The following is a 17,694-nucleotide window of genomic DNA, read 5'->3' on the forward strand; positions in this document are numbered from 1 at the left end:
GTAGAGTCAGAATTAAAATCATACTCACCACGCTTACTTACTTAGTGAGGTAAAAACTTTTCTATCACGACAGACAATAGCAGTGGGTAATCTTCCAAATGCCATTTTCTTCATCAGTCCATGCGCCCCATACTTATGAGAGTATTTGTAGACATAGGTAAACAACAAAAAACCTAATATCCCAACTACAGGAATGATGATGTACACTGGTACCCCTGCTATATATGCTGCCGCAAAAAGTATTAACAAACCGACTAACCCAGCCGCGAGGTAGGCTACATATTGTGCTTTTAAGCCTCTGAACTCAATTTCTTTGTTAACACCTTTATTAATTTCAAATACCATCATTGAACAAACTATTTTCTACTTATCCGTGCAATAAATTCATGTTTCTTTTTTAAGATTTCCGCCCAGTACTTCACAAGTTCCTCCGAAGTACCTCTTTGTTTCTTACTGACTAGGCGAGTATTAGCTTCCCTTTCAATTAAACTCTTAATCTGCGAATGGAATGAATTATACCCATTCATTAAGATAAATACACCACTAGGGTCCAAAAAAGACAATGTTTTGCTATCCATTAAACAAGGCTCTTCAACAGTAAATGTAACTGATGGTCTAAAACGACCTGAAGAAGGACTTTTAAAAAATGTCGGATCGGACAATTGTATGGGTATAATATTCCGTTCTCCAATAAACCGTAGCTGGACAGAATCTAAAATATACTCAGGACCGAATACGGATTTGACTTTAGGCAGAATACGTCCCACAAATAATTCAGGCTTATCTACCTCACAACCTTTATCAAATAGGTCTACAATACGTTCTGGTAACTCTATAGCTTCTACATGACTAGGCAGAGGCCATTTAGAAAATCCTTCCTCATGTAGGGAATGACTAAGTGCGTTAAAAAAAAAGCAAGGTGAATCACTCCCTGGAGGCCATTGCATGTCTCTGAAATAAATTATCTTATGAGGATAAAAGGGGCTGCGGAGGCATTCGTTGGGAACGTCCAGCACCATCTTAATTCCCAAAATATCAACAACATGCGATTCTACCATAGCACTATAATTTTAGACAGACATTGAGATAAGGTTTAACTTAACGTATCAATGCACAATTAAAATCATCTTTTAAGTGATCTACTTTGTTCATCACCTTTTTCTCCATTTCTATAACGAACCTTACTTTCTAACAATGTTCCTTTCTTACTTATAGCCTCGTAATATCTTTCGTAACCCGCAGTTAATATAGCTGTTCCATGGGGGTCTATTCGAGAAATATCCTCAAAACTCAAAGCCACTCTTGTCCATAAAATATTCCCTGAAGGAATATTACGACTTAGATTCACTTCCACCTGTGGTGGCGCATTCTTAAATTCAATCGGTCTGTTCATACCTTCTCCAATTAGTAGCCCGTTTACAGTATCAAGAAAATATTCTTCGGTATCAGAGATATAAACCTTGGGGATGATCCTGGAATAAAAACATTCAGCATTTACTACTGGGTAATTAAACTCTTCTTCCTTTAACATACCCTTCGGTAACCGCAATGCTGTATATGGGTCTAGTACAACCTTTGGTGGAATTTCAATTAACCCTGAAGTTTTGGAAAAAGGCCATATTTTATCATTCTTTGAGATAAACGACAAACTCGCTTGATCATACATGAACCGATAGGTGCATGCCCCAGGCATATACTGCATTTGAGAAAAGGACAATCTATTTTCAGGATTCATAAAACTATAAATACAATTATCCTTCACATCTATTGCCATCAGATCTCCACATACATTAATCACAGGTAGTTCTGCCATTGTTTTAAACTTTAAAGAAAGCCTTTAAGACGGTAGCGACAACCACTAAAAACACACACGATCCGAACCAACTCGCCGCAACTTTTGATGTATCTTGATCGCCCGAATTCCACTTCTGATACACCTTTACAGCTCCGATCAGCCCACTAACCGCTCCCACAGCGTACATAAGATCAACACCAGTGGAAAAATAGCCTTTGACTTCTGTTTCCGCTGCCTTGATCCCTTCCTTACCCTGAGCTTCTACCATGACTGATATTGTCAGATTCACCAAGCACCAAATCAGATAATACTTTTTTCTGCACAGCAGCTCATAGCCGCTTTTCAACGTCACAATTTTCATTTTCCAGTATTTAGATTTTAGAAATTTCAGAGTGAGAATAGAGCTACAAAACAGAAGGTGGGGTCCACAGCATATTTAATTGAGATTCGCTCGCCTCTATTCCTGCAATTGACTGCAACTGCCGGCTAACCAAATTGGTAACAATACTTCGGTACGAACTTTCAGACAGCTCTGGGAATCGAGCAATTTCTATTTGTATTTTATAGAGAATAGACCCTATATCACGGGTCTGCATACCTTCGGTAATAATCTCTTCTGTAACATCAACCAGGGAGGCCATTGCATCTAAGGCCAGTTCCTCCTGGCTTGGAGCTATATAGGGTATATCTTCATCGACCCGAACAGCTCGAACTGATTCATCAGGTTCCAACTCTGAAAGTCCATGTCTTTCATTATTCGAAACTAGCTGCCAAGTCCGTTTATTATTTTGATTTTCCTCTTCCTTAATCCCAGGTTTAGGCGGGTGATCTTTACGCATCCCAACACGACCATACAACAAAAGCACCACAGCGTAATAGATCACTCCCGCACTACCCAGGACTGTAAAAAATACTCCCCAAGACACATTAGACAACATCACTGTATTTTTTTACATTAGTAATTTTGATGACAGTACAAATGTGAGCGATTCTAACACTTGTCTTATACACCATTTATACAGCTGTATAAAATTCATTTCGGATTTTCATCTGTTTCATCCATTAATTTTATAAGATTACCAGTAGCCCTATCTGTGAATTGAGTTCTATTTCTCCGTATCCTTATAGCCTGGAAAATTCTATATGGATTGGGCATTTTAATTCCAGAAGCCTCCGCCAAGACATCTGCTACATCTCGAATTGATGCGTTTCCAAAAGCCCCACTGGAGTAGATGAGGTACACATACTCCACAAAATCATTCTTTGAAAACACCCACTTTAGTTTCTTTCCACGATTATCCATTGATTTAAAATACTGTTCATCTTCTTCATTGACAGTATGGAGGTATGAGTAAAACCAGCTACACCCCTTAACAATGGCCAATTTGCAACTCATAGCCGTATTCACTCTTTTATCACAAAACAGATACAAATCATCCATTAAAATGGGTCCAATCCCACCACTGTTGGAAAAATAAAGACTATCCAGATAACTATGCCCCAGCTCTATATAGGAAATCAACTCAAGGTTATCCTGAAAGTATTGCTCAATACTTCTCGTCATTCTTTGAATCAAATCCTTCCGGGAAATTATGTCAAGATGCATTGATGCTTGCTCGAACTCAAGCATCTTTTGGAATTGTACCAGACGCCCATCGAATAAGGGTCGGAGGTTTTTGAATATGTGGATTTCTTCATGAACGCTTATGGACCCGGAAAGAATTATTTCATCAAGTTTCTTTATATATCCTAGTAATTTAGCTATTACAGCGGCAGCATCCCTAACTCGCGATTCGGATTCTTTCTCAGCCATTGAATCTATACTCTGATTCATTTCTTCCAGCAAAACTTCTATTCGTTTTACAATGATAGTTTCCATACATGTAGATTAAATGGTTAACTAATACTTCTCTATGCAAAGGTGTAATTATTGAGAACAGGGATTCCCTGCCATCCCTACTAGTAGGCCCCCTAAGAAATTGAAAAACAGTTTATATTACACAAATAATAATACAACCTACTATGTATATAGGCTACAAAAACGTACACCCCTTTAGGTTAATAGACACACAATCCTATTGACAGGTAGACAAAAACAACTAAACATGTAAAAAACAAAAAAGGATGGATGCACGCAGGTATCATATAGATACGCGTACATCCATCCATCTATGGAGAGGTCTATTTTTATCAAATGATAGTCAAACAAAAATCAGTAAATGGATGCATACATGGAAGCCACATACATGACATACACGCATACATCCATTTTGGAAGTAAACGATAAATGGACTGATGTACACACAAGGGCCACATAAATGAAATACTCGCAAGCATCCATTAATAGACTATGACTTTAAAATCAGAGTAAACTTCACAAAGTAGCAGGTGTTTTGAAACTGGTATGAAACGCACACTTGCATTAGAGCATTTTCCAGATTTAGGTTTGAAATACATAACCGCACCTTAGTGTCGGTATTACCACGCGTGAGGAAACAAAAGAAAAATGAGTAAAAAAGGTTGTAACATTAAGTACTTGGTTGGCTACTCAATCTATAAAATCAAATCCAGTATTATTCATAGTACGGTTAACATACTAATCGGCCAGCATTATTCCTTATGCGTCCGATCGATTATCCAACTTCCATTTGGTTCCTGGGCAAAATTAGCAGTATAGATTTTGGTTGTATCAATCTTGAGATTTGATATTTGTAAAAAAGGGGACAGATCAATATACTTTACCGTATAGGTAGCTGAAGCTGTATTTTCTCCTGTCTTTTGAATATTGATGATACGATTTAAATCCTGTCTGGCAACTAATACTTCCTGGAAGAACTGCTTTTCTAATTCAGGTTTTGTTTTCACCAGAAACGCTACAGCTTTCGTTGTAAAAAGTACAAAAGGGCTGTCGATATTATTGGATCTTCGTACTATCACAAAGCCATCTTTCTCCAATGAAGTATTGTCGATTTTCTGTCGTGTTGCTGGATCACCAGTAGCAATAGTCTCTGTCAATTCCTTCGGAAAGACAGTACGCAATAACTTATCCGCATCTGTAGTAGATAATTCCTTTTTGGAAGTACATGCTACAGTGAATAACCCAAAGAGAAGGGAGAAGCCAAACCTTGATTTTATTTTCATAATGAAAAGTTATCAAATAAAATGTTTCAACCCCAAAAAAAATAAAAGAAACTTACCATGATGGATATTATTCGCACTACTTACTGGGAGTAACTACAAGCTATTTTTAGACAAATAAGACTTTATTTCATAGTGGTCTTCTTCAGCCATAGGTATTAATCCATCTTCAGGTTCCCTCATTACGTCAAACAGCAATTCAATAAATTTAATTATTACTGTGATTATATAGATTTATCGAGGCTTTGAGCCTTCCTTCATGTTCTTTCACTATCTTAAAATGTTCCTCCATATCGGCTAAATCAACATCAAAAACAAATCCGTGATAATTATCCGGGTTATCACAAAACTTAAAAAAATCATCTAGCGAAAAACCAGATTTTTCTGCCCATAAATGATGCTGCTGTTGTACTAAAATAAACAGAGCTTGCTGTTTACTTTCTTCAGGATACAAAGACACCGCCACAATTGAACTAACCAGGAATCTGATGGTCATAAATTCCGCTTCTGTAAGTAAAAATTTATTATCAATCATGAGTGATTTTTTTTTGAAACTCTGAATATCAATTAAAAATTAAATGAACCCAAACCTATCCGGTAAAGGTTGTTTGATATATTTAGCCTTCTTTTCTTTTTGTTCTGCTTTCCAAATAATAGTATCCTTTATTATCGCATCAATTACCAGCGCTGGAACAATTTCCTGAGAACAACTATCCACTTCTATCTTGGATAGTATATCATTTATACGATATTTTGGGTAATCTACGCGAAATACCGTTGCTGGCAACTTGTAAAGATGTTTCTGTTCAAAGAAAAAACAGCTTTTCAAATTGCTAATTATTACCGCCATTGCAAATGGCTTTTGTTGCCTTCTCATAATTCGATGAATTAACCGGATTTGTAAATCTAGTACCCAAACAAGTGTTATCTGGTACCAGCGCTTTTACGAATAAAAAAGCCAGTTCGAGAAGAATCAAGAACCGGCCTTTCATCCATTGTTTGTTAACCCCAAATTCCTTTTATAACAGATGATATGCAGCTTTGGGGCCATACCACCAAAGGACAAGAAACAGCAATTTAGAAATAATATTTTGTAAAACCCTGAGATTAAAAAATGAACAGAAAATGAACGCAGTTTTAAATTTGACCAAGTATCGCTTCGATTCGAACGTTAATCAATATAAATCCAATGCGTGGCTATTACATATTATTATCTTTTGGGTTTAGTCCGTTTGGACTTATAAGTAAAAGCTAACAACGCTTTCCTCAAACTTTCTTTATCGCCTGCGCTCAGGTCTTTGTTCCATACAAATAATTCCCTCACGTCAACTTCAATTGCCAGGGCAATAAGAAAAAACATCTGAATACTGGGTTGGACATTATTGTTTACGTACTGTGAAAGAGTTGAAGGCGCAACTTCGATTTTCGCGGCAAGCTCTTCATTTGACATTCCTTTCTCTTTTAATGCAGCAGCAATCCGGTTCAGCACTATATTCGGAACATCATTTTTACCTTCAACCTTAACTTTTTTGCCCATAACCTAAATTTATTTACCTATAAGCAAAAGTAACTACCTGAAAATAAATGGTTTTCAATGAAATATAACCATAGAGCTAAAATATTTTTTCTTGTGGCTAAATTTATTTACCTTGGGGCTAAATAATTATTAACAACAAAAAAATTTTAGTTCGGTTTTATTAGTGGAAAAAGTACAACGTATAGTATTATAATGTAATTTGCAATCCGTTTTAATTGAAAATTGTAAGCGTTTTGCTTCAATCTTAGCTCCAACAAACTGCGACTTTGGATTTACAGGCTGAGAGAATGAAGGAAAAACGCTCGCGCATAACTGCGTGGGCGTCTTCATTCAGCCTGGGGGTGTCGCAGCCTGTTGGGGTAGATGGGGACTAACCCACGTATTTTTTTTGTGTATCCCCGTAAAATTGTTGCTTTTCCTTATCTTCCAATTATTAAATACAACGATTGTAATACCGCTGTTACAGCCATACAGGCTGTGAGTTAAATTCGAGGAAACTGCGTGGGCGTATTTCTATTCGCCCAATCTTTTCTTCTCTGTACTACCCACTGTTAGGGGCTAAGGGAGTAGCCCCCTGACCAAATCACATCTCATTTTTCTTACAAAATCAACATCTAACATGAAAAATTTATTTTTTCTTCTGGGTATGCTATTGCCATACCTATACCTGGAAGGACAACCTATTACATCAACAGGAGTATTGACACACACAAACAACGTATTAATTAATGGGAAGCTACAAATGCAGTCTTTAGCGTCCTTCAACAGAAAGCACGTTATACTGGACTTCTTCGCAACCACCTGCAGCTCTTGCATATCAAATATCCAGGAACTTGAAAAAATACAAATGGATAATGATTCAGTGCAAATTATCCTGGTTACCACCGAGGACATAAAGACGATTCAAAACTTCCTGACGCGGCGGCAGATAGGCATAACTCTGCCTATTATATATTCTGATAAAATATTGAATCGGACCTTTCAACACTATTCAATACCGTACATCTACTGGCTAATAGATAGTACTATTTTTTTCCGATCAACAAAGGAATATCTGACCGATGCAAATCTAAAATTATACTTAAAAGGGAAGAAGCCATCAGAACTGGATTTCACAGAAATAAATTATTCGTATGATCATCCATTTGTTAGAACTCAGCTAACAGAACCATCAGAAGTCCCATTATTCTATAGTGTATTTGTACCATATGCCAAGGGCTTACAGACCAGGTCTGGTGTTCAAATTGATACAATCAAAAAGACAGTCCGGCGGTTTGCTATAAACTGGACCATTCCAGAATTAGCTATGATGGCAGTCAATAGGCTAATGATACTTACAAAAAACAGGATAATTCTATATGTAGAAGATAAATCCAGATATATTCCATCAGGTAACTATCAGTATTATGAAGAGTGGAAACGCAAAAACACATATTGCTATGATACCAGAATACCAATTGAAACGTCGAGGAAATATTATATGCTAGAGGATTTAAAGAAATATACAAATACAAATATATACCTGACAATTAAAGATACTCCCACCATTATAATTACAGGCTATGCAGGCAAAATAAAAGATTCAACAAAGAACCAGATAAAGATAAATTGTAGCGATGACGGGGCTTTCTTATCGATGTTAGATGGAACAATTGGAGACTTCCTTTATACGCTGAACAACATTAATTCTCTGCCTCCAATTGTTGACAGCACTCGTTTGAAAGGATTTATAAACGTGATTGGGAAAATTTCAGATACTCCGTCGCTCATTCAAAAATTAAACCAGTTGGGGTTTTGCTACAAAATTCAGACAATTCCCACTGAATATCTAATAATAGAAAAAATATCCAAATATGAATAATACACCCATATATAAAATTCACAAACTGCTTTTTGATCTCCTTTGCATAAGTGTTCTATTCATTTTATTAACAGGTCATCAATTGTCAGCACAAGATAAAAAAACTATAATAGCTGGACGGGTGACTACCACGGCAGGGACTCCTATTGTTGGCGCCACTATACGAAGCATCAGCAAGGGAAAAATCACCATTAGTAATCAAGATGGACAATTCAATCTGCCTGATTTTAGACTACCAGATACCTTGTTTGTATCGAATTTAGGATTCATGAGTGATACCGTTATTATACCTAGACAGTATTCAGGAGACGTGATAAAAATCACCTTATTTCCTACGGATATTACCCTAAAGCAAGTTGAAGTTTCAACAGGGTATCAATCTGTTCCTTCTGAACGTGCTACCGGGGCATTTGAACGAATCAATAAGACAGCACTTGACCGACAGTTCAACCTGAATATAATTCAATACCTAAAAGGTACTTCCACACTATTATTTGATAATACCAGTGCTTCTGAGAAGATTTTCATCAGAGGCCGAAACACTCTTTTTGCAAATAACTCTCCCCTTTTTGTTGTCGATAATTTTCCGGTGGACAACATCAATAGTATTAATCCAAACGATATAGAATCGATAACCATCATGAAAGATGCTGCATCTGCATCGATATGGGGGGCTAGGGCCGCAAATGGAGTAATTGTATTGACCACTAAGAAAGCCGCATTTAATGGTAAAATGAAAGTAAACATTTCAACAAGCACAACTATATCGGAAAAACCGAACTTACTTAAAGACTATTCGATACTATCTACCGATTATATCTCCCTGGAAATAGATTTATTTCAAAAGGGATTTTATAATAATGATTTAAACAACCGACGGAGATTTCCTGTCCTATCACCAGTTGTGGAACTATTGGATAGCGCAAAAAGAGGGTTAATATCCAGTTCAATTGCGATGCAACGTATAGATTTACTCCGTAACAACAATTTCAGAAAAGATTTACGTGATTACTTATTCCGTAATGCTGTGAACAACCAGGTGGCTGTGAACATCAGTGGTGGATCAAACAATCACGCATATCTATTCAGTATTGGATATGATAACGAACAAAGTTCCCTTGTACAAAATAATATGGACCGACTAACTATGAGGGCAGAAAACCTTTATAAAATGCAGAAGTGGATGGATATTAAAATAGGTGCTGCTTATACCCACTCTTCTACCCGGCAAGACAACGGTGGTCCGGATAAAATCACCCCTGGGGGAACAAAGACCAGGTACTATCCATACGCAAAACTTGTGAACGAAAACGCATCTTTGGCATCACTACCAAAGGACTACCGATCTACATTTAAAGACACAACAGGAAAAGGTACACTACTACCTTGGAAATATGTACCAATGCAAGACCTATATACCATTAGCAACATAAACAAGTATAACAATATCAGATTATACACTGACATAAAAATCAAACTAAACAAAGACTTTAACCTGGATACTAAGTTTCAAATGGAAGATCAAAAAACGGAGAATCCCATAATATATAACTCCGATAACTATTTCACTAGAAACTTAATAAATATTTACACTGGGATTGTGGATAATCAGTACAGTCAACATATTCCTAATGGACCGATCTATGATCTAACGACTAGTCATTCAACTACCTTTCACATTCGGGGACAAATGAACTATCAAAAGAAAATAAAGTCTAATGAGCTAACAGCAATCGTCGGTGCCGAGGTCAAGGAATCCAAGGCCGACGGGGAGGTAAGTAGAACGTATAACTACAATTCAGATTTACTCACTTTTTCTCCGATAGATTATATAAGCTACTTTACAACTTACCAAAACCTGGCGGGCCAGCAGAAAGTGCCAAACCCTCAAGCATACACTGGACAGCTCTATAGATTCACAAGTTACTATGGTAATGCTGCATACAATATCCAAGACCGATATATAATATCAGCAAGTATTAGAAAAGACGCATCTAATCTCCTGGGAGTAAATACCAATAAACGTGGCGTCCCATTGTGGTCAACTGGCTTTCGCTGGAATCTAAACCAAGAGTCCTTTATCAACACAAAAATTCTTTCCGAACTGGCTTTGCGGATAAGTTACGGTTATGGTGGAAATTTACAGAATACGTTATCAGCGCTTCCAATCATTCAGTATGGAACTCCTATCGATAATTTTATTGACGCACCGTTCGCTACATTGGTTTCACCTCCTAATCCTAATTTGAGGTGGGAAAAAACAGGAACATTGAACATCGGAGTTGATTTTGATTTTTGGAATGGAGTGGCATCAGGAAGCATAGAATACTACCGTAAAAAAAGTACCGATCTTATCGGAAATACCGCAATTGACCCAACGACGGGTGTCATGTTTGTAAATAGAAATTCGGCGGCAATTGCGTCTCATGGAATTGACTTTACTTTTCACACAGTGCCATTAAACCGAAAGGTGAAAGTATCAATTGATGGTATCTTTAGTTATAGTCAAAATAAAATTATAAACTATCTATATCACTATCCTTCGGCTAGTAGTTACATTAACTCTGGAATTAACCCAATTGAAGGGTTTCCAACTGATGCAATCTTCTCATATAGATGGGCAGGGCTTTCAGGACAAGGAAATCCTATTGGCTATCTGCATGGCAAGCCTAGTGAAGATTATCGGAATATCAAATCAGAGACTACTACAAATGAACTCATCTACAATGGACGTAGCCTGCCACCATTTTATGGTTCACTACAGCCTTACATATCGTATGGAAAATGGAGTATCAGTTCAACTATTACCTGGAAAATTGGCCATTACTTTCGTCGCCCATCAGTAAACTATAGTGGCTTTGCAAACTGGTACATGAATGCAGATTATTATGATAGATGGAAGCAACCAGGTGATGAGGCGAAAACTACAATACCTGCAATGGTCTATCCTTTCGATAATGCAAGGGATGAGTTCTATCAAAATTCTGAAGTGTTAGTTGAGAAGGCTGACATTGTGAGATTAAAGGATATTGGCCTAGTATATCATCCAGAGATAAAACCTGGTCACATTTTGAAGAGCCTCTCAATACAACTGTATGCTAACAACGTCGGTGTTCTCTATCGTGCTAACAAATTCAAAATCGACCCAGATTATGGGAAAATGCCACCACCACGTAGCTATACCATCGCAGTAAAAACATCATTCTAATTATTAAAGACATTATATGAAATATAAAATAATTTCAGCTGTTGGATTGATACTTATTATACTTATCAATATTTCCAGTTGCAAAAAATATCTTGATATTAAACCAGACAAAAGCCTTGTTGTACCCTCTTCACTAAACGATCTGCAAGCCATGTTAGATGATGCAATGACAATGAATCTACTGTGGCCTGTTGGTGGTGAAGTTTACTCCGATAGCTACTATGTAACTGATGATGACTGGAAGTCTCTACCACAAATTGATAGGCTAATGTACATATTTGATAATGAAGCCAGTTATTCCGGAGACTGGTTTTTGACATACAGAATAATTCTAAACACAAATCTTGTATTGGAGAGATTGGAAAAAATAGATGATAAAAATACAGATCGAAAAAAGCAGATTAAAGCCTCAGCGCTATTCTTTAGATCCATGGCTCATTACGTCTTATTGCAGGAATTTTCCCAGGGATATACAGTTAGTTCAGAAAATGGGGATGAACCTGGCATTCCGCTTAAACTCAAATCTGACATCAATGTTGAGTCATCACGTAGTACTATAAGAGAGTGTTACGGCGTGATACTGGAAGATTTACAGAAGGCATTACCAGATTTACCCAATGAAGTTCTATTTAAAACACGTCCAAGTAAAACAGCTGGCTATGCCTTGATGGCAAGGATAAACCTATCTATTGGCAATTATAGAGACGCCGGAAAGTATGCAGCTCTTTGCATAAATCAGGGATTAACCATTTTGGACTATAATTTAGTCAACCGCGATGCTCCTTTTGAGAGGTATAATTCGGAAGTTATTTTTCACCTCACCGGAAACTATAGTACCCTACTTGACCCTACGGTTGGCAAAGTTGACAGCAATCTGGTAAACCTCTATCCACCAGGTGATCTACGTAGGCATCTGTTTTTTTTCCAAAATGTGGATAGTACCTGGGCTTTTCGCGGCAGCTATGATGGATCGGCATCAGTTCAAATGTTCTGTGGGCTGGCAGCAGACGAAGTATATTTGATTCGGGCGGAATGCCTTGCAAGGGAAGGCCAGGATAATGAGGCATTAGCTGTGTTGAATAGTTTCCTTAAAATGCGTTATGATAGCTCATTCACACCCAGGACCGCAAATTCAGGAAACGTCCTCCAGTTAATATTGAATGAACGTATAAAAGAATTGCTGTTTAGAGGGGTTCGTTGGGAAGACATCAGGAGATTGAATACCGATGGCGGCAATATAGTAGTAAAGCGAAAAATACAAGGCAAAGAATACTTACTAGCACACAATGATTTGCGATACGCCCAACAAATTCCAATAGACGTACTTGCTCAATCCCATATCCAGAAAAACCATAGATAAATGAAAATGCCGCCTCCCACAAATGAGGCGGCATTATTCGTCTCAGGGTTGCCGTGATGAAAGATTGGAAGTAAGGTTCTGGTTAACCAAAACCTTATTGGTAGTATCGAGGAAACTTGCGGGTCAATATTAAGATTTTGATGTCTGTAATAATTCAATGAGAGTAAAATCAAGCGCCCTTACCAACTTCATAAGATTTAACATGGTAATATCTGATCTCTTTTTAATGAAGTTATACGCTGTGCCAACCTCAACATCTGCAGCCGCTGCCAGTTTTCTATAACTCAATTTCCTTTGCTCTTTTCTATGCAAGAGGGCCTCCCTGATAGCGTTTAACAGCCGGATGTCCTCAATTTCATGATTCATCTATGGAAAATGAACCAAATGAAATTAATTGTTGTTATATTAAAATATAACAGAAATAACAATAAATATAAGTATTGAAATCTGGAAAAGGTAAAATATATTGACTTACAACTAGTTACAAATACGGTATAAAACTCTAATATTTGAAAAATTGGCAAGATATATACTAAAAATCCACTATACAACTGAATACTTTCGCCTATAGTAACTCTGGAAAGTTAAACTTACCTGAAACCGCGCAATGAAAACGCTAAAAGTACCCACCACATTGAAAAACAGCAAATTCTATATTGCTACAGAAATAGGACAGGTTCCCATAAGAATTGTCAAGATCCCCAAAAAGAGAATTTTCCACGTTCACGTCGATGGGGTTTTAGCGGTATATATTCTGAGCGATGAAGCCCAGATTAATTTTGAGGATGGGAAATATCCAGGAGAGAAATTTGACACTGAAATTCGGAGACATCTTGAAACTTACTATCGGGGGCTAGGGATATTGTATAGCTACTGCCAACATCGATACACTCTGATCGTGAGGACCAGGTGAGTATTATTAGCAGGTTTTGGACATTCCTACTTACTGTTAAAAATTAGGGACCAAATTTCTCTTTCAAAGTTTGGTAACAAGTTATTAAACTGATTTTTTTTACTAGCAGAAAGCTCTTTATCTACCTCGAAAGCTGCCATTACCAATAGCGCCCTTCGAGTTTTGAACCTTCTCGCAATGCGATCCAAAGTGGCATTGGTTGGTATTGTTTTTCCACTTTCAATGAAGGATAAACTGGTCTGACTGATACCAATATAGTCAGCAAAATTCCGTTGATTTTTCTGGCTATATTCTCTCAGTTTCCTAACGACTTTCCCAAAGTTCATAACCTGATTAGTATATTTAACACATTGGTCCAAAATAGAGTTTAAATATCTGGAGTTGGCTGAATTTTAAATTTACTACACTCGGATTTGAGTTCTGCTTCAAGTAATGTCAGTTGTTCTGCATTAACTTGCCTGGTAGAAAGAACAACCTTCGCATTACTATTTATATTCAGGACAATTCCTCCATACAACTCTGCCAAGTTATCTGTTGTACCAGGACGCTGAAATCTATCTATCAACGTTGATAATAATTCCACTGAAAAATCATGATCTGATATAACTTGAAAATTGAAATATACCGGTACCTTTATTACTTTCACAAGCTGGAATGAATTAACAAGATTGGGAACCCTTAGCGGATCAAGTATGTACCATTTTTTAGACTCCATTATGTTTAAATGCTCATAGCATTTACTTGATTTTGCATTTAACAATGTAATAGTGATGGAGACATAATCACCATCATGTGCCAGATGTAAGAGAGAAGTGAAATACATAACATGTATGTTAGCAAAAAAAATTATTGATAGGTCATCAGTAACATTTCTTGTTTAGGTTAATGAAGAATCATTTGCATCGATAATCGACGCTGGCATTATCGATACCTTTGCCTTATCCCATATATAAGGCCATATTTCTCGTACAGGTAAGTTTGAAACTCCAATTTAATGGAACTGGTATTAAAGGCGACCATTAGTTTGCTAGGATATTCAATACTGGGTTTATAATTCGGCCAAATATGCAAGTCCAGATAAGCACCATCAGGATTCTGTTGTCGAAATTCAGCAAATTTTCTTTCCGCATAAAAATCCAAATACATCCCTCCTTGATCAAATAAAAGCCACATATTTAAAGATCGAATTGCCTGGTCCTCTTTGAAGAAAGTTTGAACAGCCCAACCACTGTAGTAAAAATTAAAAATGCCACGATGAGAAACACCTCGTTCGTCCTTATAAACTACGGGATTACGCTTTTTTACCATACAATTCAAATACAAGTTTTACTTACAAAACTGTAGACTTACTCTACTAATGTTTTACTTCCGTAGAGTCGATTGTTACATCGCATACGCTTATACTGTCGGATAGACGTTTCTGTTTAAAAACAACGTTACCAGGTATATGAAATACGACACTACTATCAGTTAGATGCCTATATCTAGGTAAAGCAGCTGATAACTCCGAAAATTTCTCCTCCACTTTCTTTTGAGGAACCTCCCCACCATTAAAAGCTGCATAGTGCATCAGTAGAACATAGGTAATAATATAAACTTTCTGCATCTCAAATATTATATTTTCTCATTATAAATTTTCTATCAAGGTCTGTAGCTCAATTAAGCCGATGTTATCGGGTGATCTTTCTCTATTATGATATTCCGCGTTAACCTGTTTTAAATAGGCATAAAAAAATGTTTCGGATGCAGCATAGGCCCTGGCAAACATGTCAGCGCATTTTTTGATGTATAGCTCATCAGTTATTTGTATTTCTTCATCCAAAAGAATATAATGTAAATAATGCATCATCTTGTGAAAGCTACTGCAACCTGCAATATTCTCAGCAGTTGACCTACGCGTAACAGGTAATGCTGAATCAGGAATTGATTCATAAAATTTCAGCCATTCAACAAATTTTTTAGGGGTATAAGGCTCCTTTGTTAATTCCAATAACGTACTACGCATGGTTAGTTGATCCATATAAATAAAACGGTTGATAACAGGTTAGCATACACTCTTTCTAACTAAACGCAGGTGTTACGAAAAGGTACTATTTAGATTGTTACATTTTTTTTGCAAATAATTTCACGTCTCATCACTGGTTTTATTATACGTACTCAAGATAATGGTTCTTTCAATGATATGATTCACATTCACAATTGCATAACATTTTCTATTTTAAAAACGATGCACCTTCGTACTGAAAGTATAAAAACAATCATCTGCCTTGTAATGCAGAAATTTGCTTTCAAAAGAAAGAGGCTGTCTCAAAAGTAATCTGAAGGCACTGAGAATATCGTAAACGAAAACTCTCTCCACCAGGTACCCGGATAAAATTGGGTAAAAATTACTTTTGAGACAGCCTCATTAAGTTCGAAACTATCCGGGGAATTAGCAGGAAGAATAATTTATCCTGATAAGTTTAGTATGCCGGACTAATCCTCCGCCGGAGATACTTTCAACGGGCTACTTCCGAACTGCCCCAAATCCGTCTCCTTCATACGTTTAATCCACACATTCCTTCCCGGAAATGCTGTGTCAAAAATATTATTGCCAATAGTTACATGCCGGCATCCATCGAGGTACACATTCACCTTACGGGAAAATGGCGGATACGTATTCGTATATATCATTCTGTTAGATGAAAACACCAGTGTATCTACGGAACGGGCGTACAGCAACGCATGGTCGAAATGCCTGAAGGTGTTCCCGGTGATACGGATGTTGTGATGATATGCCGGAGAGGCTGAATCTTTCGGAATAATAGAAGGTGTAATGGAAATAACTCCTTCTCCCCAGCGGGAGGTAAAACTGTTCTCAAAGTCATTGTTTTCAATAGCTACATCCCTCACTGCACCTGATTCATAATACACGGTCCGGTCGCCTTCAATGAGGATGGCTGAGCCCGCAGTATTGAAGTAGTTATTGGATATACGTACTTTGCCTGGACTGGTTACCAGTATCCCCCTTGCGCGGTGGCGCTTCATCACGCGGCAATTGGTGATCTCCACATCCGGGTTCTTGTCTATATTTTCCAGCAGATCTCCAATTTTGAGTATACCGGTGATATTCTCGTTGAACTTAATCCGGTGTCCTGTAACATCGTCGTTTTCCAATTCATCCTCCTGCCCTACCACGGATAAAATCTGCCTGCGCTGCATGGTAGCTGTATCCACACGCCAGGCTTTTTCGCCCTGCTCAAAGCCTATGTACCTATCATGCTGCGCCAGCAGCACTTCATGATCGCTCAATACTTCGACTACCGGGGCATACATACTATGTATATTGACAAAATCATCGCCCGCGCCGGTTACCGTGCATCCGTCGATCACAATGCGGCCTTTACAACCACTAAAATGCGTGGCGTCGGCTACGGTACTGAATACACGATTTTTCTTTTCATTGGCTATGATATTCACCTGCTTCAGGGTGATGTCTTCACATTCGGAAGCGCTGACCCCAGCACTCAGGGCATGGTAAATGTTGATTTTCTCCAGCCACAGCCGGCTGCTCTGCATCAGCTGTATACCATCGGTGATGTAATAGTCGTGGTAAAGGGCAATCAGCGTTCCGCGCTCCGGCTTCCTTTCAAGCGGGAAATGCAGCCGTACCAACCCATTCTCACGCAATTCAGCCGTGGCGTTCCAAATTTCCCCCAGAGGATTATCGGTGGTCTCGTATACGAGGTCTTTATTACCTGCATTGAAGATATTGTTGTAATTGGTGCCAATCTTACTTCTCCATTCCTCTCCTGTAAAGTAAAGTGTATCGTTCTTTATCTCGTACGGATATTCGTTTTTGTCTATCTTCAGATCCAGAAAGGTGTCGCTGTATCCCACAAT

General features: G+C 37.7%; 18 protein-coding genes. 3 read left to right on the forward strand and 15 right to left on the reverse strand.

Annotated features, from left to right (window positions below; translation table 11 throughout):
* Positions 1 to 33: 33 nt before the first annotated feature.
* The 10 genes from HGH91_RS05320 to HGH91_RS05365 form a co-directional block, all read right to left on the reverse strand.
* Positions 34 to 348, reverse strand: coding sequence for a DUF4133 domain-containing protein (locus tag HGH91_RS05320; RefSeq protein ID WP_168737386.1), 315 nt, complete (start codon positions 346 to 348; stop codon positions 34 to 36).
* An 8-nt stretch (positions 349 to 356) separates the two neighbouring features.
* Positions 357 to 1,058 carry a hypothetical protein gene (locus tag HGH91_RS05325; RefSeq protein ID WP_168737387.1) on the reverse strand — a complete coding sequence of 234 codons (702 nt, stop codon included), beginning with the start codon at positions 1,056 to 1,058 and terminating at the stop codon, positions 357 to 359.
* A 65-nt stretch (positions 1,059 to 1,123) separates the two neighbouring features.
* Positions 1,124 to 1,813: a hypothetical protein gene (locus HGH91_RS05330; protein ID WP_168737388.1), complete on the reverse strand. Its 690-nt coding sequence runs from the start codon at positions 1,811 to 1,813 to the stop codon at positions 1,124 to 1,126.
* A gap of 4 nt (positions 1,814 to 1,817) precedes the next feature.
* Positions 1,818 to 2,156: a DUF4134 domain-containing protein gene (locus HGH91_RS05335; protein WP_168737389.1), complete on the reverse strand. Its 339-nt coding sequence runs from the start codon at positions 2,154 to 2,156 to the stop codon at positions 1,818 to 1,820.
* Between the two features lie 43 nt (positions 2,157 to 2,199).
* A complete protein-coding gene (locus HGH91_RS05340; RefSeq protein WP_168737390.1) occupies positions 2,200 to 2,733 on the reverse strand; it encodes a hypothetical protein in 534 nt (177 codons plus the stop codon).
* A gap of 95 nt (positions 2,734 to 2,828) precedes the next feature.
* Positions 2,829 to 3,674 carry an RteC domain-containing protein gene (locus HGH91_RS05345; RefSeq protein WP_168737391.1) on the reverse strand — a complete coding sequence of 282 codons (846 nt, stop codon included), beginning with the start codon at positions 3,672 to 3,674 and terminating at the stop codon, positions 2,829 to 2,831.
* 731 nt (positions 3,675 to 4,405) lie between these two features.
* Positions 4,406 to 4,936, reverse strand: coding sequence for a hypothetical protein (locus HGH91_RS05350; protein ID WP_168737392.1), 531 nt, complete (start codon positions 4,934 to 4,936; stop codon positions 4,406 to 4,408).
* 205 nt (positions 4,937 to 5,141) lie between these two features.
* Positions 5,142 to 5,468 carry a hypothetical protein gene (locus HGH91_RS05355; RefSeq protein ID WP_168737393.1) on the reverse strand — a complete coding sequence of 109 codons (327 nt, stop codon included), beginning with the start codon at positions 5,466 to 5,468 and terminating at the stop codon, positions 5,142 to 5,144.
* A gap of 39 nt (positions 5,469 to 5,507) precedes the next feature.
* A complete protein-coding gene (locus tag HGH91_RS05360) occupies positions 5,508 to 5,810 on the reverse strand; it encodes a hypothetical protein (RefSeq protein ID WP_168737394.1) in 303 nt (100 codons plus the stop codon).
* A gap of 333 nt (positions 5,811 to 6,143) precedes the next feature.
* A complete protein-coding gene (locus tag HGH91_RS05365) occupies positions 6,144 to 6,470 on the reverse strand; it encodes a helix-turn-helix domain-containing protein (RefSeq protein ID WP_168737395.1) in 327 nt (108 codons plus the stop codon).
* Positions 6,471 to 7,089: 619 nt separating this feature from the next.
* Between HGH91_RS05365 and HGH91_RS05370 the strand changes: the two genes are divergently transcribed.
* The 3 genes from HGH91_RS05370 to HGH91_RS05380 are packed head-to-tail and all read left to right on the forward strand — an operon-like array spanning position 7,090 to position 12,899.
* On the forward strand, positions 7,090 to 8,331 hold the full coding sequence (locus tag HGH91_RS05370; RefSeq protein WP_168737396.1) for a TlpA family protein disulfide reductase: 1,242 nt from the start codon (positions 7,090 to 7,092) through the stop codon (positions 8,329 to 8,331).
* Positions 8,324 to 11,539 carry a SusC/RagA family TonB-linked outer membrane protein gene (locus HGH91_RS05375; protein ID WP_168737397.1) on the forward strand — a complete coding sequence of 1,072 codons (3,216 nt, stop codon included), beginning with the start codon at positions 8,324 to 8,326 and terminating at the stop codon, positions 11,537 to 11,539. Before HGH91_RS05370 ends, HGH91_RS05375 begins: the two co-directional genes overlap by 8 nt.
* A gap of 16 nt (positions 11,540 to 11,555) precedes the next feature.
* Complete coding sequence (locus HGH91_RS05380) at positions 11,556 to 12,899, forward strand: RagB/SusD family nutrient uptake outer membrane protein (RefSeq protein WP_168737398.1); 1,344 nt, start codon at positions 11,556 to 11,558, stop codon at positions 12,897 to 12,899.
* Positions 12,900 to 13,028: 129 nt separating this feature from the next.
* On the opposite strand, the gene HGH91_RS31585 is transcribed toward HGH91_RS05380, so the two are convergent.
* The 5 genes from HGH91_RS31585 to HGH91_RS05410 all read right to left on the reverse strand — a co-directional run.
* Complete coding sequence (locus tag HGH91_RS31585) at positions 13,029 to 13,265, reverse strand: helix-turn-helix domain-containing protein (protein ID WP_168737399.1); 237 nt, start codon at positions 13,263 to 13,265, stop codon at positions 13,029 to 13,031.
* A gap of 573 nt (positions 13,266 to 13,838) precedes the next feature.
* The gene (locus tag HGH91_RS05390) at positions 13,839 to 14,138 is read right to left on the reverse strand and encodes a helix-turn-helix domain-containing protein (RefSeq protein WP_168737400.1); all 300 of its coding nucleotides are present in this window, start codon (positions 14,136 to 14,138) and stop codon (positions 13,839 to 13,841) included.
* Positions 14,139 to 14,179: 41 nt separating this feature from the next.
* Positions 14,180 to 14,635: a hypothetical protein gene (locus HGH91_RS05395; protein ID WP_168737401.1), complete on the reverse strand. Its 456-nt coding sequence runs from the start codon at positions 14,633 to 14,635 to the stop codon at positions 14,180 to 14,182.
* 804 nt (positions 14,636 to 15,439) lie between these two features.
* Positions 15,440 to 15,832, reverse strand: coding sequence for a hypothetical protein (locus HGH91_RS05405; RefSeq protein ID WP_168737403.1), 393 nt, complete (start codon positions 15,830 to 15,832; stop codon positions 15,440 to 15,442).
* 455 nt (positions 15,833 to 16,287) lie between these two features.
* On the reverse strand, positions 16,288 to 17,694 hold a 1,407-nt coding region (locus HGH91_RS05410), incomplete at its 5' end, for a right-handed parallel beta-helix repeat-containing protein (RefSeq protein ID WP_168737404.1).

This window comes from Chitinophaga eiseniae, assembly GCF_012641265.1.
Taxonomy (GTDB): domain Bacteria; phylum Bacteroidota; class Bacteroidia; order Chitinophagales; family Chitinophagaceae; genus Chitinophaga; species Chitinophaga eiseniae_A.